The sequence below is a fragment of the Streptomyces sp. NPDC002785 genome (assembly GCF_040295565.1).
In the GTDB taxonomy this organism is placed as follows: domain Bacteria; phylum Actinomycetota; class Actinomycetes; order Streptomycetales; family Streptomycetaceae; genus Streptomyces.
This window is the reverse complement of the sequence record NZ_JBEOVN010000135.1, coordinates 1-21454: the sequence shown is the minus strand read 5'-3', so window position 1 is coordinate 21454 and position 21454 is coordinate 1. Positions and strand designations below refer to the sequence as shown.

The 21454-nt window shown below is 72.3% G+C and carries 10 protein-coding genes; 5 read left to right on the top strand and 5 right to left on the bottom strand.

All coding sequences use genetic code 11. The features are described 5' to 3' along the window. The first annotated feature begins 180 nt into the window (after positions 1-180). Genes ABTZ94_RS26165 through ABTZ94_RS26150 form a run of 4 tightly spaced genes read left to right on the top strand, consistent with a single transcriptional unit; the run spans position 181 to position 15786 of the window. Entirely contained in the window at positions 181-1368 is a 1188-nt protein-coding gene (locus ABTZ94_RS26165) for an SDR family oxidoreductase (RefSeq protein WP_351204006.1), read from the top strand. Between the two features lie 33 nt (positions 1369-1401). Next, a complete protein-coding gene (locus ABTZ94_RS26160; protein WP_351204004.1) occupies positions 1402-2985 on the top strand; it encodes a PfaD family polyunsaturated fatty acid/polyketide biosynthesis protein in 1584 nt (527 codons plus the stop codon). Then, positions 2982-9122, top strand: a complete 6141-nt coding sequence (locus ABTZ94_RS26155; RefSeq protein ID WP_502967308.1) for an SDR family NAD(P)-dependent oxidoreductase — start codon at positions 2982-2984, stop codon at positions 9120-9122. The genes ABTZ94_RS26160 and ABTZ94_RS26155 overlap by 4 nt, the downstream gene beginning before the upstream one ends. A gap of 49 nt (positions 9123-9171) precedes the next feature. After that, on the top strand, positions 9172-15786 hold the full coding sequence (locus ABTZ94_RS26150) for a beta-ketoacyl synthase N-terminal-like domain-containing protein (protein WP_351204000.1): 6615 nt from the start codon (positions 9172-9174) through the stop codon (positions 15784-15786). 148 nt (positions 15787-15934) lie between these two features. On the opposite strand, the gene ABTZ94_RS26145 is transcribed toward ABTZ94_RS26150, so the two are convergent. The 5 genes from ABTZ94_RS26145 to ABTZ94_RS26130 all read right to left on the bottom strand — a co-directional run bounded on the left by ABTZ94_RS26145 (position 15935) and on the right by ABTZ94_RS26130 (position 20276). Continuing rightward, on the bottom strand, positions 15935-16312 hold the full coding sequence (locus ABTZ94_RS26145; RefSeq protein ID WP_351203998.1) for a hypothetical protein: 378 nt from the start codon (positions 16310-16312) through the stop codon (positions 15935-15937). A gap of 307 nt (positions 16313-16619) precedes the next feature. Next, positions 16620-16760, bottom strand: a complete 141-nt coding sequence (locus tag ABTZ94_RS37990; RefSeq protein ID WP_502967309.1) for a beta-galactosidase — start codon at positions 16758-16760, stop codon at positions 16620-16622. Further along, positions 16757-16897, bottom strand: coding sequence for a hypothetical protein (locus tag ABTZ94_RS26140; RefSeq protein ID WP_502967307.1), 141 nt, complete (start codon positions 16895-16897; stop codon positions 16757-16759). The genes ABTZ94_RS37990 and ABTZ94_RS26140 overlap by 4 nt, the downstream gene beginning before the upstream one ends. Before the next feature lie 37 nt (positions 16898-16934). Next, entirely contained in the window at positions 16935-18869 is a 1935-nt protein-coding gene (locus ABTZ94_RS26135; RefSeq protein WP_351203996.1) for a glycoside hydrolase family 5 protein, read from the bottom strand. A gap of 207 nt (positions 18870-19076) precedes the next feature. Continuing rightward, on the bottom strand, positions 19077-20276 hold the full coding sequence (locus ABTZ94_RS26130; RefSeq protein ID WP_351203994.1) for an ROK family protein: 1200 nt from the start codon (positions 20274-20276) through the stop codon (positions 19077-19079). 84 nt (positions 20277-20360) lie between these two features. Between ABTZ94_RS26130 and ABTZ94_RS37985 the strand changes: the two genes are divergently transcribed. Further along, on the top strand, positions 20361-21026 hold the full coding sequence (locus ABTZ94_RS37985) for an alpha/beta hydrolase (protein ID WP_502967306.1): 666 nt from the start codon (positions 20361-20363) through the stop codon (positions 21024-21026). Positions 21027-21454: the final 428 nt, after the last annotated feature.

Here is a 21454-nt window from a genome sequence, read left to right as displayed (position 1 = left end):
GCCCGTTGCACCGGGCCGGCCGGACGAGTCGGGCCGCGCACGCCGCGACCGCCGGTGTCATGCCGCGCCGTGGGACGGCCGGATGCATCGCGCTCCCCGGCCACCGCAACGGCCCCGGCGTTCACCGCCATCGCACGCGGTTGTAGTCCTGTCCCTTTCGGAGCCCTTGGAGCCAAGGTCATGCACGTCGCCCTCACCGGCGCCACCGGATTCCTCGGACTGCGCCTGCTGCGCTGTCTGCTCGACGCGCACCGGTCGGTGACGGTCCTGGTCCACGCGGGGTCAGGTGACGCGCTGCGCCGCATCACCCGGTTCTTCGCACTGACCGGCGTGCCCGAGCCGTTCATCGCCGAACTCCCCGACCGGCTGCGGGTGGTGGAGACCGAGTTGGAGCAACCCAGGCTGGGGCTGTCCAGGCACGCGTTCCAGGAGTTGGCCGACGGTCTCGGCGCGATCTGGCACAGCGCGGGCAGCATCAACCTGGAGGGAGACCTTCCCGAGCTGCGCCGGACCAACGTCGAAGGGACCCGGCGTGTACTGGAGTTGGCCGCCGCCGGACGCGACAGACCCGTGGTCCACCACGTGAGTACCGCTTTCGTGGCCGGGAGTCGGCGTGAGGGGGTGGCGTATGAGGACGAGCTGGACGACGCGTACGGCTTCGAGAACGCCTACGAACGCTCCAAGTACGAGGCGGAGTTGTTGATCCACGCGTGGTCGCGGGAGCACCGCCGTCCGGTCGTCGTGCTGCGGCCGAGCATCCTCGTCACGGACCTGCCGCCGCACCCGGAACTGCCCTCGCATCCGCTTCAGGTCATCGAGCGGATCCTGCGCGACGCGCGACGCACCGCCGGTCCCGGGAGCCTGGGCCACGACGGCGACGGGCCCGACGGCCCCCACGGCGCCGACCCGGGCAGCCGCCCCCGCGTCCGGTTGGTGGGTCATCCGCACGGCCGGCTGAACCTGATGCAGGTGGAGCACGCGGCCGAGGTCATGGTGCGGCTGGCCGGCCGGACGCCCTCGGGCGGAGTCGACACGTACCACATCGTCCATGACCGCGACGTGCCCGTGCTGACGATCGCAACCCTGCTGGAACGGCTGATTCCGTTGTCGATCGCCCTGGTCTCCACGGAGCCGGACGACCCGTCGGCGCTGGAGGCCCTGGTGGACTTCTACCCGGGTCTGACGGCCTACCTGACCCACCGACGGCGCTTCGACGACACCCGGGTCCGGGCCCTTTTCGGGCCGTCGGCGGCCTCCGACCGGGTGGACCTCGACTACCTGTGGTCCGGCCTGGTCCCGAGGGATCAGGTTCCCGCCGGGCCGTCGCCCACGCCCGCCGTCGCCTTTCCGTCCGCCCGGTACGTCTGACCCGCACACCTCCTCTCCCGCTGGAGTCCCTTCGTGTCCGTCCTCTCCGCTCCCGGCGCCCCCGCCGCGTCCCCGCCGGTCTTCTCCCCCGAGGAGATCGCCGCCCGGGCCCGACGGATCCGGGAACCCGTACACATCGTCAGCGGGCCGACCGGCCGTGAGCTGGGGCTCGCGGCCGGTCCCGTACCCGACGGCCCGGTGCTCGGGACGCTGCCGCCGCTGTACCCCGAGTGGCTCGGCGGGCGCACCTTCTGCGAGGCGCACGGCGTCCGTTTCCCTTATGTGGCGGGCGAGATGGCGAACGGCATCGCAACCACCCGGATGGTGTCCGCGATGGCCCGGGCGGAGATGCTCGGGTTCTTCGGCGCCGGCGGCCTGGCGTATGCCGATGTGGAGCGGGCCGTGCACGCGCTGGCCCAGGAGCTGCGGTCCCGTCCGAACTGGGGCGTGAACCTCATCCACTCACCAGCCGAACCCGCGCTGGAGTTCCGCGTCGCCGAGCTGCTGCTGCGCTGCGGTGTGCCCCGCATCTCGGCGTCGGCGTTCATGGAGCTCACCCCGGCCGTCGTGCTGTGCTCGGCCCGGGGACTGCGCCGCGGCGCCGACGGCGGAATCGTCCGGCGCACGCGGATGCTCACCAAGGTCTCCCGGCCCGAGGTGGCCGAGAGGTTCCTCTCGCCCGCCCCGGCCGCGCTGCTTGACCGGCTCGTCGCCCAGGGGAAGCTGACCCCGCAGGAGGCCGGCCTGGCGGCCCTGGTGCCGGTGGCCGAGGACATCACCGTGGAGGCCGACAGCGGAGGTCACACCGACAACCGGCCGTTGTCGGCCCTGCTGCCGAGGATCGCCCTGCTGCGCGACGCGCTGTGCCGGCGGTTCGGCTACCGCCGACCGGTCAGGATTGGCGCGGCCGGCGGGCTGGGCACACCGGCCGCGGTGGCCGCCGCCTTCGCCCTCGGTGCGTCCTACGTGGTCGTCGGATCGGTGAACCAGACAGCCACCGAGGCGGGCCTGTCCGACGAGGCCAAGGCGATGCTCTGCGAGGCGGATGTCGCCGATGTGGCCATGGCGCCGGCGGCGGACATGTTCGAGCTGGGTGTCACGCTGCAAGTACTGTCCCGGGGGACGATGTTCGCCCAGCGGGCCGGCAGGCTCCACGCGGCGTACCGGGCGCACGGTTCGCTGGAGGAGATCCCGCCTGCGGCGCGCGCCGCGATCGAACGGGACGTGCTGCGCGCCTCGTTCGACGAGGTCTGGCAGCACACGCGCGCGTTCTGGGAGCGGCGCGATCCCTCGGAGATCACGCGTGCGGAGACCGATCCGAAGCACCGTATGGCGCTGGTCTTCCGCTGGTACCTGGGCAGTTCCAGTCGGTGGGCGATCACCGGCGAGGCGGGCCGACGTACCGACTACCAGATCTGGTGCGGGCCGGCGATGGGCGCGTTCAACCGCTGGGTTGCGGGAACGTTCCTGGCCGAACCGGCGAACCGGTCCGTGGTGCAGATCGCGCTCAACCTGCTCGAAGGCGCTGCGGTGCTCACCCGCGGCCATCAACTGCGCACCTATGGAGTTCCGTTGCCGTCCGAGGCATTCGCCTACACCCCGTGCGGGCTGGCATGAGCGGCCCCGATGCCCCGGAGGCGTCAGCAGCAGCCGTCCAGCCCCGAGGAGGCGCCGTGTCCGCCTGCACCCCTGGGCAGGTGCCCATCGCCGTGGTCGGTGTCGGCGCCCTGGTGCCCGGCGCGACGGACGCGGCCGGCTACTGGCGGATCCTGACCGGCGGCCGGGACCTGATCACTGAAGTGCCCGCCTCCCGCTGGCTGGTGGCGGACCACTACGACCCCGACCCGGCCGCCCCCGACAAGACATACGCCCGCCGCGGCGCCTTCCTGCCGGAGGTGGACTTCGACCCGTTGGCGTACGGTGTGCCGCCCGCCAACCTGTCGGCGACGGACACCTCCCAACTGCTCGCCCTGATGGTCGCCGACCAAGTGCTGACCGACGCCGGCAGTCTGTCGGGCGTGGACCGGGACCGGGTCGGCGTCGTCCTCGGCGCGGCCGCCCTGGAGCTGCTCCCGCACATGTACGGGCGCGCCCAGCGCCCTGTGTGGCTGAAGGCGCTGCGGGAGAGCGGTCTCGCCGAGGCCGAAGCGCAGGCCGTGTGCGACCGCATCTCGGCGCACTACAGCCCATGGCAGGAGTCGACCTTCCCCGGCCTGCTCGGCAATGTCGTCGCGGGCCGGATCGCCAACCGGTTCGACCTGCACGGCACCAACCACACCACCGACGCCGCCTGTGCCAGCTCCCTGGCGGCACTGTCCACGGCGGTCGGTGAGCTGGCGCTCGGGCGGACCGACCTGGTGATCAGCGGCGGTGTGGACACCGGGAACGACATCGGCATGTTCCTGTGCTTCTCCAAGACGCCCGCGCTCTCCCGCACCGGTGACTGCCGTCCGTTCTCGGATGCGGCGGACGGCACCATGCTCGGCGAAGCGGTCGTCATGTACGCACTGAAGCGGCTGTTTGACGCGGAGCGGGACGGCGACCGGATCCACGCGGTGATCCGGGGCATCGGCACCTCGTCCGACGGCAGGAGTACGGCGATCTACGCGCCGCTTCCCGACGGTCAGGCACGGGCTCTGCGACGCGCCTACGGGGAGGCGGGCTACGGTCCGGAGACCGTGGAGCTGGTCGAGGCACACGGGACCGGAACGAAGGCCGGGGACACCGCCGAACTGACGGCGCTGCGCGAGGTGTTCGAGGCGTCGGGGCGTACGGACGGGCAGTGGTGCGCGATCGGCTCGGTCAAGTCGCAGATCGGCCACACCAAGTGCGCGGCGGGCGCGGCGGGGCTGCTCAAGGCGGTCATGGCCCTACACCACAAGGTGCTGCCGCCAACCATCAAGGTCGACCGGCCGATGCCGGCGGCCGCCGCCCCGGACGGCCCGTTCTACGTCAACACCGAGGCCCGGCCGTGGGTGCGGTCCGCCGGCCATCCGCGCCGGGCGTCGGTGTCGAGCTTCGGCTTCGGGGGCAGCAACTTCCACGTCACGCTGGAGGAGTACGTGCCCTCGGGCACCCTGGCCCGCGTGCCGCCGCGCCATCGCTCCGCGCCGAGCGAACTCGTCCTGTTCAGCGGCGCGTCGCCGTACGACCTGGTGCCATCGGAAACGTACGGCGACCGTCCGCTGGCTGCGCTCGCTCGGGAAAGCCACAGCGCGTTCTCGCCCACCGACCCGGTGCGGCTGGCCGTCGTCGCCACGGGCACCGAGGACCTGAGGGAGAAGTACGCGCAGGCGCTCACGCTGATCCGGCAGCGGCCCGGCACGGCGTTCTCGACACCGAACGGCGTCCGGTACGCCTTCGGGGACCCCGTGCCCGGCCGTCTCGCCTTCCTGTTTCCGGGGCAGGGATCCCAGTACGTCGGAATGGGCGCCGACCTCGCGATGCTGTCGCCGGCCGCCCAGGCCGTGTGGGACCGGCTGGGCGGTACCAGGTTCGACGGGCGGCCCCTGCACCGGCTGGTGTTCCCGCCGCCGGCCTTCGCCGACGAGGAACGCGTGGCCCAGGCTGCGCGTCTGGCCGCCACCGAGTGGGCGCAGCCCGCGCTCGCGGTGCACGCGCTCGCATTGCTGGACGTACTGCGGGGTCTGGGACTGCAACCGGACTGCGTGGCGGGCCACAGTTTCGGTGAGTTGGTGGCGCTGCACTGCGCCGGTGGCCTGGACGCCGATGCGCTGGTCGGTCTGGCCCGCAGGCGCGGTGAGCTGATGCGGGACGCGGCCGGCGTACCGGGCGCGATGCTGGCCGTGGCGGCGGACCGCGAGCACGTGGTGGCGGTGCTGGCCGGTGACGAGTTCGGCGACATCTGGCCGGCCAACCTCAACTCCCCGCGCCAGGTGGTGCTTTCGGGTACGAGGGAGGCTGTCGCGCGCGCCGAGAAGGCGTTCACGGCCGAGGGTGTCGGCACGCGCCGACTGACCACTTCGACCGCTTTCCACAGCCCGCTGGTCGCCCCGGCCGGTGAGCCGCTCGCCGCGTTCCTGCGCACGGTCCCGCTCACGGAGCCCCGGATCGAGGTGTACGGCAACGCGGACGCGGCACCGTACCCGTCGTCGCCCGATGGGATACGCCGCCGGATCGCCGACCACCTGGCCTCACCGGTGCTCTTCCAGGACCAGATCGAGGCGATGTACGCGGCGGGGGTGCGGACCTTCGTCGAGGTAGGCGCGGGCACCGCGCTGACCGGCCTGGTCGGACAGATCCTCGGTGACCGCGAGCACGCGGCCGTCCCCCTGGACCGGGCGGACCGGTCCGGGGTCAGCACCCTGCACACCGCGCTCGGCGAACTCGCCGTACGCGGTATCCCTCTCGACTTCGATCCCCTCTGGGCGCCGTACGCCTCGCCTGGAACCTCAGTGAAGGAGCGCGAGCCCCGGATGACCGTGAAGATCAGCGGAGCCAACTACGGTCAGCTCTACCCGCCCCGCACCGAAGCCGCCGAACCACCGCCGCCCGCGCCCGCGCTGGAACGCAGGCCGGAACACCACCCGCATCCCGCCCCCGCCCCCTCGTCCGACTTCCTGGCGGTTCCCATGTCCGCGTACACACCCGCTCCCGCCCACACTCCGGAGCCGTCGGCGTACGAGACGGCGCCCGCCGAGGAACCGGAGCCCGCGTACGGAGCCGAGCCGTCGCACTACCCCGTGCCCGCCTACGACCCCGTGCCCGCGTACGGTGCCGAGCCCGATGCCGCCCTCGGCCCCGAGTGGTACACCGCGGTGGAGAGCGTCCAGCGGCAGACGGCGGAGGCCCACGCGGCCTGTCAACGCATGCTGACCGACAGCCATATGGCTTTTCTGCGGATGACCGAGACCACCCTGGCCGCGATGCTCGGGGTACAGGGCGTCGGCGTTGCGCTCGACGCACCGGCTCCCCCGGCACCGCTGCCGCTCCCCCGTCCTTCGGCACACCGGCGGGCCACGGCACCCGTGACACCGCCCCCGACAACGGTCGGCGTTCCCGGGGCCATGCCCGCCTTCGTACCCGCCGGGCCCGACGAGGCGCCGTCGCCCACACCGGTCGCCGCCGAGGAACGGGCCCCGGCCGCCGTCCCGGTGGACCCCTCGGCACCGGCCGCCGATGCCGCGCCTCTGTCGGCACCGGAACTGGAGGAATTACTGCTCTCGGTGGTGGCCCGGCTCACCGGCTACCCGACGGAGATGCTCAACGTGGACATGGAGTTGGAGGCGGATCTGGGAGTCGACTCGATCAAGCGCGTCGAGATCCTGTCGGCCGTACGCCGGAGGGTGGGCGACGTGGCGACGGGAGACGCCGGACAGCTCGGTAAACTCCGCACGCTGCGCGAGATCGCCGAGGCGCTCACCGCGGCCGGGCGGCCGCCCGGGGCCCCGGCGCCGGGCTCCCCGGCCGTGACCGGGTCCCCAGCCGTCCCGGAGCTTCCCGCCATGCGCACCGGGTCCGGGCAGGAAACGGCGCTGACGAGGCTGGTGCCGCGCGCGGTGGAGTCAGCGGCGTCCGGCCTGGCGACGGCGGGGCTCCTGGACGGGCCGCTCGTGGTGGCGGGTGGGGGCGCCGACGGCGCCGCGATCACCGCCCTCGTCGCGCGGAAGCTGACGGAGCACGGCGTGGACGCCACCGCGGTAGCGGAGGTGCCCGAGGATGCGCGCGGGGTCGTGCACCTCTGCGGGCTGACCGGGGGCGGCACGCCGGACCATGTGCGGGAGGTCCACCGGTCGGTGTTCCGCGCGGCGCGCGCGGTGGCGGCACAGGCCGCCGAACGGGGCGGACTGTTCGTGACCGTGCAGGACACCGGAGGCGACTTCGGGCTCGGCGGCCACGCACACGACCGCGCGTGGCTGGGCGGCGTCGCCGGTCTGACCAGGACCGCGGCGAAGGAGTGGCTGGGTGCCTCGGTCAAGGCCGTCGACTGCGAGCGGGGCGGTCGCAGCGACGAGGAGGTCGCCGAGGCGATCGTGCGGGAGCTGCTCGAAGGCGGCCCTGACCCGGAGGTAGGTCTCCGCGCGGACGGTACCCGCACCACCCCGCGGACGGTACCCGCGCCGGTGATGCCCGGCAGCACCCGGCGGATCACCTCGGAGTCGGTGATCGTCGCCACCGGAGGGGCCCGCGGGGTGACCTCCGCCGCGCTGCTGGACCTGGCCAGGACCCACCGTCCGCGGATCGTGCTGCTCGGCAGGACGGCACCGGCTCCCGAGCCCGCGGGGCTCGCGTCGGCCGCCGACGCACCGGCGCTCACCCGTCTGCTCGCCGAGCCTTCGACCGAGGGCGCGGAGAACTCCTCGCCCGCCCGGATCGCGGCGCGGGCCCGGGAGATCCTGGCCGCGCGCGAGGTGCGGGCAACGCTGGCGGCGCTGGAGGCGGCGGGGTCCCCCGTCCGGTACGTCCAAGTGGACGTCCGCGACGGCGACGCCGTCGCCGCCGCACTGCGCGACGTACGTGACGCGTGGGGGCCGGTCACCGGCATCGTGCACGGTGCGGGAGTACTGGCCGACAAGCGGATCGCCGACAAGACCGACGAGCAGATCGAGCTGGTGATGTCCACCAAGGTGGACGGTCTGCGCGCGCTGCTGGCCGCGACGGCGGACGATCCGCTGGACGTGATCTGCCTGTTCTCCTCGGTGGCCGCCGTATTCGGCAACGCGGGGCAGAGCGACTACGCCATGGCCAACGAGATCCTGGGTCAGGTAGCGTCCGCGGAGCAGGCCCGCCGCCCCGGCTGCCTGGTGCGGTGCGTCGCCTGGGGTCCGTGGCGCGGCGGCATGGTCACGCCCTCTCTGGCCGGGCGTTTCGGCCGGTCCGGGGTTCCGCTGATCCCTCTGGAGCAGGGGGCGGCCGCTTTCACGGCCGAGCTGGACGGCGCAGCCGGTGAGGCCCGCGTCGTCCTGGTGGCCGGGGACGATCCGGCGGCCCTGTCCCCGGCCGGCGATCCGCGTCCGGCGCAGCTGCTGGTCCGGGCGGACAACCTGCCGCAGCTGGCCGACCACGCGCTCACCGGGGTTCCCGTGCTGCCCGTGGCGATGGTCCTGAACTGGTTCGCAGGGGCGGCCACCGCCTGGCTGCCAGGTGCCGGCCCACTCGTCCTGCGCGACCTGCGGGTGTACAAGAAGTGCACCCTGCCCGAACTGGCCGGCACAGGCCACCGGCTCACCGTGCACGGCAGCCGGGGCGCGGCCGGTTCGCCGTTGGGGCTGGAGGCGGAACTGCGCGGGGAAAGCGGGGTGGCGCACTTCCGGGCCGTGCTGGACACCGGGGCCGAAGAGCCGGATCCGGCCACGTGGGGCAGCCCGGACGGCCTCAAGCCGCTGGACCGCACCGAGTTGTACGACGGGGAGAGCCTCTTCCACGGCCCCCGCTTCCACTCCGTCCTCTCGCTGCACGGTGTTTCGGAGCACGGAGCCGAGGCGATCGTCGCGGGCGTGCGCGTCTTGGAATGGTCGGGTGAGCACTGGCCGCTCGACCCGGCCGCCATGGACGGCGCGCTCCAACTCGCCCTGGTCTGGGCGCAGGAGGTACTCGATGCGGCGACGCTGCCGATGGCCGTCGCGGAGTGCAGGGTGCACCGGCGCGGACCGGTGGACGGCACCGTGCGGTGTGTGCTGCGAGGCCGGAAGGTTCACAGCACAGGGGCGCGCTGCGATGCGGCGCTGATCGACGCCGACGGAGCCGTCCGTCTGGAACTGCTCGGCGTGGAACTCGTCCGCCGCCCCTCCTGAGCCCCGGCACCTCAAAACCAGCCCCGCCCTGCCCTGGAGTGAGACCTGTATGGAATTCGAACCGATCGCCGTCGTCGGCCGGGGCTGTGTGCTGCCCGACGCGCTCGATCCGGACACGTTCTGGGACAACATCGCCGGGGGCCGCACCAGCCTGTCGGCCATCCCGGAGGGCCGGTGGAGGCTGCCGCGCCACTGGGCCATGGGCTCGGTGGACGACCACCTCGACCGCACCTGGACCGATGTCGGCGGGTACGTACGGGGGTTCGAGTCCGTCTTCGACCCGAGCGGTTTCCGAATCGCCCCGGAGCGGATCCTGTCGCTGGACCCGCTCTTCCACTGGGTCATGTACGGCGTCCGGCAGGCGCTCACGGAGGCGGGCCGCGAGGGCCCTCTGCCGCACGCGGGGCTGGTGCTGGGAAACCTGTCCTATCCCACGCCCACAGGGGCGGCTTTTGCCGAGCACGTCTGGCTGTCCGCCCAGCGGCCCCCGCTCCGTGACGCCTTGCTGACGGGAGAGCGCCGCCAGCGGCCCGACGCCCGGAATCGCTTCTCGTCCGGGCTGCCCGCCCGGCTCGCGGCCCGAGCCCTCGGGCTGGGCGCGGGCGCGTGGTCCCTCGACGCCGCCTGCGCGTCGTCGCTGTATGCCGTCAAGCTGGCGTGCGACCGGCTGCACGACGGCACGGCGGACCTGATGGTGGCCGGTGCGGTCAGCCGGGCGGACCCCCTCTATCTGCACGTGGGCTTCTGCGGGCTGTCCGCAACGAGCCGCACGGGGCGCAGCCGGCCCTTCCACCGGGACGCGGACGGGCTGGTGCACGGCGAGGGCGCCGGGTTCGTCGCCCTGATGCGGCTGTCCGCGGCCCGCACCGCCCGACTGCCCGTGCTCGGTGTGATCCGCGGTGTCGGGTTGTCCAACGACGGGCGCGGCGACGGGCTGATCAGCCCGTCGGAGGAGGGCCAGGTCAGGGCCATGCGCCTGGCGTACGACGCGGCGGGCGTCGCGCCCGAGACCGTGTCACTCGTCGAGTGCCATGCGACGGGGACGCCGGTCGGGGACGCAGTGGAGGCGCGCGGCATGGCCCGGGTCTTCGGGACCTGTGACGACGTGCCCATCGGTTCGGTGAAGTCGAACGTCGGGCACCTGCTGGCCTCGGCGGGCGTGGCCGGGCTGCTGAAGGTGCTCGGCGCGCTGCGTGCGGGAATCCGTCCGGCGACGCTCGGCGCGGAACGGCCGCTGGAGGCGCTGGCGGGCACGCCGTTGCGGGTGCTGACTGCGCCGGAACCGTGGTCGGGGCCGCACCGGGCGGCGGTGAGCGCGTTCGGGTTCGGCGGGACCAACGCCCATCTGGTGGTGGACCTTCCGGACGGCGACCCGGTGTCCGCCGTACCGCGACCGATCCGCCCGGCCGCCGCCGTGCCCGCCCCGACCCGGGTACCGGAATCGCCGGGCGGCCGTACGCCGGTGGCGATCGTCGCCCTCGGCGCGCGAGTTGGCGACGGGACTTGTACGGAGGACTTCCGGCGGGCGGTGCTGGGCGGTGAGCGGCGTGGCCCCGCCCTCGAGATCGCCGTGGAGCTGAGGGACCTGTGCTTCCCGCCACTGGCCCTGGGGCGAACGGTGCGCCATCAGCTCCTGGTGCTGGAGGCCGCCCGGGAGGCCGTCCGGTCGGTGTCCCTGCCCCGGGAGCGGACCATGGTGGTCATCGGCATGGGGGTGGACCCCGAGGTGGCCCGGGCGGGCGCCCGCTGGAGGGTTCCCTACTGGCTGGAGCAGGCCGGGCCTTTCGCCACGGCACCGTCAGTGGGTCTCGCCCGGGACGCGTTCGTGCCGCCCGTGACCGCGGAGGGGGTGGTGGGCACCATGCCGAACCTTGTGGCGAACCGGATCAGTACCCAACTCGACCTGGCGGGCCCAGGTTTCGCGGTGTCGGCGGAGGAGGCGTCCGGGCTGGTGGCGCTGGAACTCGCGGCCCGGGCCGTCCGGTCGGGGGAGGTCGACGCCGCGCTCGTCGGTGCCACCGACCTGTCCTGCGAGGCGGTGCATCGGACCGCCCAGCGGGATCTCGGCCGCGAGGACGAACCGGGGGACGCCGCCGTCGTCCTGGTCCTCAAGTCCTTGGACACCGCGCGCAGGGACGGCGACACCGTCGTCGCCCTGCTCGATGAGGACACCGCCGGCGCACCCGACATGGTCGTCGGGGACGGCCCTGACGCGGTGTTCGACCCGGCGTCGGCCTTCGGGCGCGCTCACGCCGCGTACGGGCTGCTCTCCGTCGCGGTCGCGGCGCTCTCGCTCCAGCACCGCGCGGTGCCGCGTCCGGGCGGCCCTGCGGACACCGCGACCGTCGCGCGCACCGCGAAGGCCGCGGTGACACCGTTGGAAGGGCCCACCGCGAGTGTCCGGCTGCGCGCGGGAGACGCCCGGCCGTGGCTGCGGGGCCCGGCTCCGCGCCTGCACGTCTTTTCCGGGGCCGACCGCCGGGGGGTGCTGGCCGCGCTGGAGTCCAGTGCGGAGTCCGACACGGGACCGGCCCGGCTGGCACTCGTGGTCGATGACGACGCGTTGCCGGGCCGCAAGGAGGCCGCCCGCCGCTGGCTGGCCGAGGGCGGGACCCGTCCGGCCGATGTGCTGTACCGGGACAGGCCGGTCACGGGGCAGACCGCGTTCGTGTACACCAACGGCTCGGCCGCGTACCCGGGTATGGGCCACGAGCTGATGCTCGCACTGCCGTCGCTCGGCGAGGCCGTCCATGCCAGGCACGGGGCGATCGGTGCACGACTGCGGTACCGGGCGGAGCGCGGAGTCCTCGACCAGATCTGGGGTGCCGCCGAACTCGCCGTCTGCCACACCGTGTTCACCCGGGAGGTGCTCGGGCTCCGGCCGGATGCCGCTCTCGGGTACTCCTCGGGCGAGTCGGCCGCCCTGGTGGCGCTGGGTGCCTGGCCGGACGCCGCAGGGTTGTACGACGCCACCCGGAACAGCGGCCTGTTCACGACCGAACTCACCGGTGAACTCCGGGCGGTCCGGCGCCACTGGGAGCGTCTGGGCGTCCAGGGCTGCCGCTGGTCGAGCTATCTGGTCAGTGCGCCCCTGGAGGCGGTCCGTGCCGAGCTCGCCGCCGAGGTCGCAGTCCATCTGATGGCGGTGAACGCCCCCGGAGTCTGCGTCATCGGCGGCGAGTCCCGCGCGTGCGCGGCCGTCGTGGCCAGGATCGGCGCCGACCACGCGATCGAGCTCGACTACGACATGGCCGCCCACGCACCGGAGTTGGCGGAGATCCGGGAGGTATGGCATGAGGCCCACCACCGTCCCACCGTCGACGTGCCTGGTGTGCGGTTCTACAGCGGGGCCACCGGGCAGTCGTACTGGCCGACGGCCGAGCGGGCCGCCGAGGCGCTCACCGCGCAGGGACTGAACACGATCGACTTCGCGGCCACGGTCGAGCAGGCGTGGGCCGACGGTGTCCGGGTCTTCGTGGAGCACGGGCCGCGCAAGCTGTGCACCGGCTGGATCAAGCGGGTACTCGGCGACCGGGACCATCTGGCCGTCGCACTGGATGCCCCAGGCGACACCCGGTTGCGGCAGCCCTGCCTGGCGGTGGCCGAACTCGTCGTCGCGGGGGTGCCGGTACACGCCGACGAGCTGTTCGCCCGGCTCGCGGAAGCCGCCACGGAGGTCCCGCGTCCCGGGCCCACCGTCACCGTGCCCGTACCCGCGCCTCCGTGTCTGCCGCCGCTGGAGCCGGCCCTGGTAACCCTGCCCCGGGCCCCCGAGCTGGCGCCGGTACCGGACCGGGAGGCCGGCTGGTCCGACGCACCGGCCGGCGTTGCCGTGCCCTGCCCCGGTGCCGTGGGGCTGCGCCCCCTGCCGGACGTCCGGCCGACAGGCTCGGACGGGCGGGAGCCGCGGGCGGCGGGCGCCCGTGCCGCAGTCCTCCGGCAGAGCCTGCGGGTCGCCGCGCTGCACCAAGAGATCACCGCCGGGCACACCGAGGCCCATCAGCGGTTCCTGCAGATGTCCGCTCTGGCCGTCACCGCGCTGAGAAACACCGTGCCCGTTCCCGTACGGCCACCGGGCCCCCCGGCACCGCGTACGACCGCCGGGCCACCGCCGGTCCCCGTACGGCCCGCGCCCCGCTCGGCGTCCCTGCCCGCTCCCCCGCCGGAAGCGGCACCCACACCACCCCTGAGGCCGGGGCCGAAGTTCGACCGCGCCCAGCTGGAGCACCTCGCCTCCCGGGAGATCTCCACGCTGTTCGGCCCCCGGTTCGCCGAGCAGGACGCGTACGCGGTGCAGACCCGGATGCCCGAGCCGCCCATGCTGCTCGCGGACCGGGTCATCGGCATCGACGCCGTGCAGGCGGCGCTCGCCGCGCCCGGCCCGGTGCGCACCGACGGGACGATCTGGACAGAGACCGACGTCCTGCCCGACAGCTGGTACCTGGACTCCACCGGACGTATGCCCGCCGGGCTGATGGTCGAGGCAGGCCAGGCGGATCTGCTCCTGCTCAGCTGGCTGGGCGTCGACCTCCTCAGCCGGGGCGAGCGCGCCTACCGGCTCCTCGGCTGCGAAGTGACGTACCACGGCAGCCCGCCGGAAGCGGGCGACACCCTGCGCTACGAGATCCACATCGACGGCCACGCGGAGCACGAAGGCGTCTGGCTGTCCTTCTTCCACTACGACTGCTACGTGGACAGCGAACTCCGGCTCAGCATCCGCAAGGGCCAGGCCGGGTTCTTCACCCCCGAGGAGCTCGCAGGCAGCGACGGTGTGCGGTGGGATCCCGCCGAACGGCCGCCCGGCGACGACCTGCCGCTCGCCCCGCCCGCAGTGCGCTGCGAACGGACCCGCTTCAACGCGGACCGGGTGCGGGCCCTGGTGCAGGGGCGGCCGGCGGACTGCTTCGGCCCCGGCTGGGAGGCGACGGCGGCCCACGTCCGCTCACCGGGGCTCGACGACGGCAGGCTGCGGCTGGTGCACGAGGTGACCGCGTTCGACCCGGCCGGAGGGCCGTGGGGCCGCGGCTATCTGCGGGCCGAGACCCCGCTGTCGCCGGACGACTGGTTCTTCGCAGGGCACTTCAAGAACGACCCCTGTATGCCGGGCACCCTGATGCTCCAGGGCGGTCTCCAGGCGATGGCGTTCTACCTGGCGGCCATGGGCTTCACCGTGAACCGGGACGGCTGGCGTTTCGAGCCCGTCGACGGTCACCCCTGCAAGGCGATGTGCCGAGGCCAGGCGACTCCGACCGGCCGACGGGTCGTCTACGAGGTGTTCGTGCGCGGTGTCTCGGCCGGGCCGGTGCCGACGCTGTACGCCGATGTGCTGGGCTCGGTGGACGGGACGAAAGCATTCCTGGGCCAGGACGTGGCGCTGCGGCTCGTGCCCGACTGGCCGCTGTCGCACTGGCGTCGCTCGGGCCCGCCCATCGTGCAGGGCAGCGGTACACCGGTGCCGCTCCCCTTGCTCGGCGGGCTGGCCGGGCACCGAGAGGAGAAGCCGGTGGCGACGGCGGCCAATGGATTCCCCTTCGACCACACCTCGTTGCTGGCGTGCGCCTGGGGCAGACCGAGTGAGGCGTTCGGCACCGCGTACAAGCCCTTCGACAGCACCCGTAAAGTCGCGCGGCTGCCCGGTCCCCCCTACCACTTCATGAGCCGGATCGTCTCGGTGGACGGTCCGCAGGGCGGTATGCAGGAGGGCAGCAGTGTCGTCGCGGAGTACGACGTGCCCGCGCGGGCCTGGTACTTCGAGCAGAGCGGCGGCCGTACGATGCCGTTCGCCGTCCTGATGGAGATTGCGCTGCAACCCTGCGGGTGGCTGGCCTCGTACGTGGGCAGCGCGTTGACCACCGACACGGATCTGCTGTTCCGCAACCTCGACGGGTCGGGAACGGTCACCGGTGAGGTCACTCCGGCGACGGGTACGGTGCGCACCCATGCTGAACTGACTCGTATCTCCCACAGCGGGGACGTGATCATCGAGTCGTTCCGGGTGAGGTGTGCGGCCGACGGCGTGCCGCTGTTCGAACTCTCCACGGCCTTCGGCTACTTCCCGCCGTCGGCCTTCGACCACCAGCAGGGCCTCACGGCGTCGGCCCAGGACCGGGCCAGTCTCGACCAGCCTTGCGACCGTGTGGTCGATCTGACCGCCCGGCCCGCTCGTTACTGCGCCGGGGAACCGCGGCTGCCGGGCCCAATGCTGCTGATGCTCGACCGGATCACCGGTTCCTGGCCGGACGGGGGCAGCATGAGGCTCGGGCGGCTGCGGTCGGAGAAGGACGTGGTCCCGGACGAGTGGTTCTTCCGGGCCCATTTCTTCCAGGACCCGGTGCAGCCGGGGTCGTTGGGCGTCGAGGCCATGTGCCAACTGCTCCAGTACCACCTGCTCGAGCGCGGCGCGGCGGACGGTATCCCACGCCCCCGGTTCGAGCCGGTGCTGCCCGGCCGCGAGACAACCTGGACGTACCGCGGCCAGATCACCCCGGCCAACCGGCTGATCCGGGTGGACATGGACATCGTGGAGAGCGGCACGGACGCGCGGGGGCCCTATGCGACGGCGGACGCGTCGCTGTGGGGCGATGACACGTGCATCTACCGAGTGCGCGGCCTGGGCATGCGTGTGGTGTCCGACGCAGCTCCTGGGCCCTCACCCGCTCCGTGACGCGAGTGCCCGGTCGAGGGCTGGGCACTCGACGTGAGGCAGGACCGGGTTGCGGCCCCGGTGCGCCGATGTCCAAGCGAGCGCGCGTCATCCAGCCAGAGCCAATCAGCCACGCCTGCTGACTGGTGCCTTTTGCCCGCGTGCCTTATCACTGAGGCGACTGCTCGCTGCCGTCACTGTGTGCCTTCTCCGCCTGGGAGGGATGGCGGTCCTTGGCGTCGAACACCGCCAGAGAGTGTGCCCCGGGCAGAAGCGCCCGTTCCAGCGGGCGTAGGAGTGTGTCCTCCAGGCCTCCCACCGCTTCGGCGAGCTCTTCCGAAACATCCCGGGTGATCTCCTCCGCCACAGCGTCCACGGGAGTGCGGGAGCCCAGCTTGCTGACCGCGGCCGCCGCGCGAGCGGGGGTGAGGAGTGCCGAGGCCTGGGCCAGGAGCCAGGCGGGAACTCCGGCCGCTCCCTGCGGCGGCGGCAGATAGGGACGTGCGCCGTTGAACCGCTCGTCCTCGGCGAAAGACGATTGCTTCACCTTGACCACCGGACGCATGCCTGCGCCTGCGGAATCCGCCTCCGACCATTCGCCGGCCGGCTTGAGGACGTAGCCTTCGGCGAGATTGTCCGCCAGTTCGGGCAGCCCGAAGAGAGCTGGGACTCTTGTGGAGAAGGCGCACGGCAGCTCTTGGAGCTTGTTCAGTGCGCCGTGCCCAACAGCTCACGCCGCTTCGCCGCATGGACCCCAGAACCATCGCACCGTAGCGGCTGCCTGGCTTGTCGGGGAGGGTGGCCCTGGAACCCGGCCACCGACTGGTCATGAAAACCGTCACCTCGACTCCGCGTCAATGGCGTTGGCGTAAGCCCTCACATCGCCCGCTCACGGCTCGGCGGCGAGTCGTCGGGTCGAGACCGCCGTCGAAGTGGAACTCCCCGTAGCGCGGGGCGTGCAGGTTCCACGGGACGTAGGTCTCGACCGTGTTCAGGCCCAGCAGCCGTGCCTTGTGGAGTCGGTCGGCCCACTGCTCCGGTCGACCCGGAAGTAGTGCAGGGCTCCGGAGATGATGCGGAACGGGCGGGCGTCGAGACGGAAACCGTCGTCGGCGATCTCCAGTCGGGGCATGGCGGTGGTACTCCTCGGAGGCGCGGCTTCGGTCGGTTCAGCCCAGCGGGCGGCACAGCAGGGCGTCGGGGACGCCGCCGTGGTTCCACTTCCAGGTGTGGGCGACGCCGGCGAGGTACTCGTTGTCGGCGCACTGGCCCTTGTAGTAGCCCGGTGCCCAGTCGCTGGCGATCGAGCCTCCGGTGGCGGGCCGGTTGTCGCCGTGGTCGAACCAGAGGACGCGGTCAGCGGTGGGAAGGGAGTCGGCGGCGGGAGCGCACAGGAGGGCCGCCATGGCGTTGCCGCGCACGCTGTAGCCGGCCGCGAAGGTGTTGCCGGGGCACTGGAGTTTGTTGTAGCCGCTCGCCCAGTCGCCCCCGGTGACGTACCGCTCGTCGGTGACGACGGTCCAGGAGCCGTTCGCCTTCGCGGGCCGGCCGACGTCGGTGCACAGGCCGCGGCTGTCGCTGCGGCCGAGGCCGACGAGTCGCTGGCTGTCCGGGCAGTTGCCCTTGCGGTTGCCCGGGGACCAGTCCGGCTTTGTCAGCATGGTCGCGGAGACGTTGTAGTCGGCGTAGTCCAGGTTGAGCATGTTCCAGCGGGGGGAGGGGGCGATCCGGCCTGCCTGGGCGGGGGCGCCGACGAGCTTGTTCCAGTCGGTGGTGCGCCAGTCGCCGGGGTCCAGGACGCTCAGCCGTTCACCGGACGCGCTGTAGTTGATCATGGCCCAGTTGTCCTGGGGCGTTCCGTTGCCGTCGGTCCAGCCGACGAGCGGCCAGATCGCGAAGTCCGCGTCGTTCTTCACCAGGATGTCGGTGAAGCGGGTGAACCAGGCGCGTTCCCTGGTGTCCTCCGGTCCTCGGCCGGCGGCGCCGAATTCGCTGATCCACACGGGGGCGGTGAAGTGCTGGCCTGCCTGGGTGACGAACAGGGCCTGGTCGTTGACGACCCGGATGAGTTCTTCGGGGGTGAGTTCCTCGTAGCGCGGGTCGTGTGTCTCGCCGGTCCCGGTGGCGCCGGTGTGGGCGGGGCCGGTGTAGCCGTAGAAATGTGCCGCGTACACCAGCTTCCCGGAGTGGATCAGAGTGTTGGACAGGGTGGCGACCGGGGTGAGCATGGGGCGGCCGTGGCTGGTCAGGTCGGTCGGGATGCCCTGCCAGTTGATGCCTTCCATGATGATCAGGAGGTCGGGGGCGGCCTGCAGGATCTCGTTCCCTGCCTGCTCGAACGCCTTGTTCAGGTCGTGGTCGTCGCCCCAGCCCCAGTTCGCGTCGTTCCAGGTGTCGCGACGGACCTCGTTGCGCAGGTCGGCGCCCACGACGCGCGGGTTGTCGTGGTAGCGCTTCGCCAGGAACACCCAGTCGTCGATCCATTGGCGGGTGGACTGTCCGCTGTTCCACCGCTCGTTGCCGTCCAGGCTGCAGCAGAAGCGGTAGCTGGTGGTGTGGTTGTTGAGGATGACCGCGAAGCCGTCCGCGGTGAGCTCCTCGACCACGGAGTCCATGATCTGCAGCGGGGTCTTCCCCTTGAGCTGCGGGTTGGCGGCGACGGCCGTGTCCGGGACGGGGGTGGTGTCGTGGACGAGCGCGTTGGCGAACGGAAGCCGGATGCTGTTCAGGCCAAGGGCGTGGAAGTCGGCCAGGATCCGGTCGATCGATGTCCGGTCGAGGCCGAGCGGGATGTTGTGCGACATCTGCCGCGCCTGGTGGTTCGCCACGTCGTTGACGTCGCCACTGCCTTGCCAAGTGCCTTGGGCACCGGCCCAGTTGCCGGACCTCAGTTTGAAGCGGTTGCCGTCGGCGTCGACGATCCAGCGGCCCCGGGTGCTGAGCGGGCCGGTCCAGGAGTCGGAGAGCTGTGCTCCGGTGAGGGCGGCCGGCGGGGCCACCCGGGGCTCCGGGGCTGCGGTGGAGGTGGAGGTTGTGGTGATGAGCAGCGCGGACAGCGTGGCCAGGGTCGCGGTCGCGCGTCGGAGCAGTGTGCGTGGTGTCACGGGGGCTCCTTGCGGGAGAGGGGGGTATGTGCTCTGCGGTACGGAGCGGTGGAGCAATGGAGCGGTTCAGCTGGTTGAGCGGTGGAGCGGTGGGTCAGCCTTTGAGGCCGCTGGTGGCGATGCCTTCGACGATGTAGCGCTGGGCGACGAGGAACATGACGACCAGGGGCGCGCGACGGCTGTGGGGACGACGACGTGCCACGTAGGTCAGCCGGCGCCGATCGTGGAGGTGGCCGCGGGCTGTGGGAAGAGGGCCTGGATGGCCACCGCGGCGCCACCGCGGGCCCACTCCTCCCAGGGCAGCGGGCGCAGTGACAGCGGGCACCGGGACGCCGCTCCGAAGGCGTGTTCGGCGTACGTGTCCTGGATGTGACGGCTGAACAGGTCGTAGGCGTCGGCGCCTTCACCGCTGACGACGACGCGCTCCGGGCCAACGAGGTTGACCAGCGCGGCAATGCCGACCCCGATGGCGTGTCCGGCCCGGGCGAAGGCCTCGCGGGCCGCCGGATGGCCCTCCCTGGCCATCTCGATGACCTCGTCGAACATGAGGCGCGGGTTCGCGGCGGCATGGCGGACCGCTGCGAGAATCGCGTCGGTCGACGCGATCGCCTCGACGCAGCCGCGCGCGCCGCAGCGGCAGAGCGGTCCGGTCGGGTCGACGCAGATGTGTCCGACCTCGCCCGACACACCATAGGCCCCTCTGAGCAGGTGCCCGTTGACGACGAGCGCGGAACCGATGCCTGCGCCGATGGTGATCAGCGCGAAGTGGCCGGTTCCGATGCCTTCGCCGAACCAGTGCTCGGCGACGGTCAGGGCCCGGACGTCGTTCTCGACGGTGACCGCCAGGCCGGTGGAGGCGGTGAGCAGTTCGGCGAGTGGGACGTCGCGCCAGCCGAGCAGGCCGGAGTGGCGGAGCCTGCCGGTGTCGCGGTCCACGTCCCCGTTCACGGCGACGCCGAGGTGGCGCGTACGGTCCCGGAACGCGGGTTCGGCGTCCAGCAGTTCGCCGACCAGCTCGGAGACGCGGGCGGCGACGGCCTCGGGGGTGCACACGTCGAGCGGCAGCCCGGCCGCGGCTCGGATGCCGGCCCGCAGATCGCAGACGGCGCCGAAGACCTGGTCGGCGCTGATCTTCAGTCCGACGAAGTACTCCCGGTCGGGAGCGACCGCGAGCGGGTTGACCGGTCGGCCGGCACCGGGCGCTGTGCGCTCCGGCGGGAGTTCGTACAGGTAGCCGTCGTCGATGAGCGGTCTGGCCGCCTTGGTGACGGCCGTCGAGGAGAGCCCCGTCCGCCGGGCCAGTTCCACTCTGCTGAGCGGTCCCTCCCCGAGGAGCAGGGCGAGGACCGCGGTCTCGGCGGGCGCGCTGACCAAGGGCAGGGAAGGCTGGGAGTGATGTCGAAACACGGATGCAACGTAGAGCAAATAAATAACTTCTGCCAGTATTGATTCAGGAGTTGGTGCCGTCCTACGAACCACGGCCATCGCGACGTGGCCGAGCGGCGCGGCGTCGGGAGCTACTGGCGCGCGGTCCAGGCCTCCCGCGAGCGGTTCCCCCTTGCCGGGCCGCTGGCCAACAACATCACCCCCTGCGAGTTCTGGGACCGGCCCGCCGAGGCGCCGACCGTGCTCGACAACGACGTCCCGGCCCTGCTCGTCGCCGCCACCGGCGACCCCCGCACCCTCTACGCCGGCGCCCAGGCGATGGCTGAGCTCCCGGCTGCCCCGCACCGCAGGGCAGTACGACGACACCCGAACCGCCGTGCCAGACGCGCCGGGGGTCAGAAGCGTTTGATGAGACCGACCGAGCGGGCGATGACGGTGAAACCAAGGCTCTGGTACAGACCGAGGGCGCCGGTGGGGTTCTGGGCGTCGACATCAAGCACGGCGTGGTTCAAGGCCGTCGGCCCGCAGCGCCCGCAGCACGTGGTCCAGCATTGCGCGGGCCAGCCCGTGGGCTCGCGCGTCCCGCCGTACGCCGACGGCCTGAACGTATCCGAACGGGCCACCGCGCAGCGGCCATTCATCCTGGGTCACGTCGACGAAGACGAAGCCGACGACGCGCTCGCCATCGTGTGTGCCGGGGGTGACGGCGAGTACGGACAGATGCGGGCGGAATGCGCTCAGCGGTCACCGGCGCCCATTCGGCGACGGTGACCGGCTGAGCGCCCCAGTGGTCGCGGAAGGCGTCGTTCAGCGCGGACCTGGCTCGTTCCTTCCATTCCTCGGCGTAGGGCACGAACCGCACTCCAGAGAGGGGTGGCGGCTTGGCGACCGGTGCGACGAGGTCACGTTCCAGCGCCATCCGCCACCGGGCGCATTCGTAGCCGTGTGTGCGGCGCCGAACGTCCCGTTCCCTCTGGACCCAACGCCGTCATCGACCTCGACTGGCTGAGGCAGTCTTGGCCAACGCCTTCGGGAGACCGCTTCAACTTCGGCATGATGGTGCGAAATCTGCACAGCATCACAGTTGACGTGCTCCCTGGCCTAAAGGACTCCGTTGGGAAATCCGCAAAGCGGCGGTCTTGATCGCGGTTCAGGCGGCGAGTTCGAGGCGGGCCAGGTGAGAGGTCCTGGTTCCGCCG

Excerpts from the sequence above, each read along its gene's own strand:
- ABTZ94_RS26140 (WP_502967307.1), bottom strand. The coding sequence starts at position 16,897 with ATGCCCCGACTGGAGATCGCCGACGACGGTTTCCGTCTCGACGCCCGC.
- ABTZ94_RS26155 (WP_502967308.1), top strand. The coding sequence starts at position 2,982 with ATGAGCGGCCCCGATGCCCCGGAGGCGTCAGCAGCAGCCGTCCAGCCC.
- ABTZ94_RS26165 (WP_351204006.1), top strand. The coding sequence starts at position 181 with ATGCACGTCGCCCTCACCGGCGCCACCGGATTCCTCGGACTGCGCCTG.
- ABTZ94_RS26150 (WP_351204000.1), top strand. The coding sequence starts at position 9,172 with ATGGAATTCGAACCGATCGCCGTCGTCGGCCGGGGCTGTGTGCTGCCC.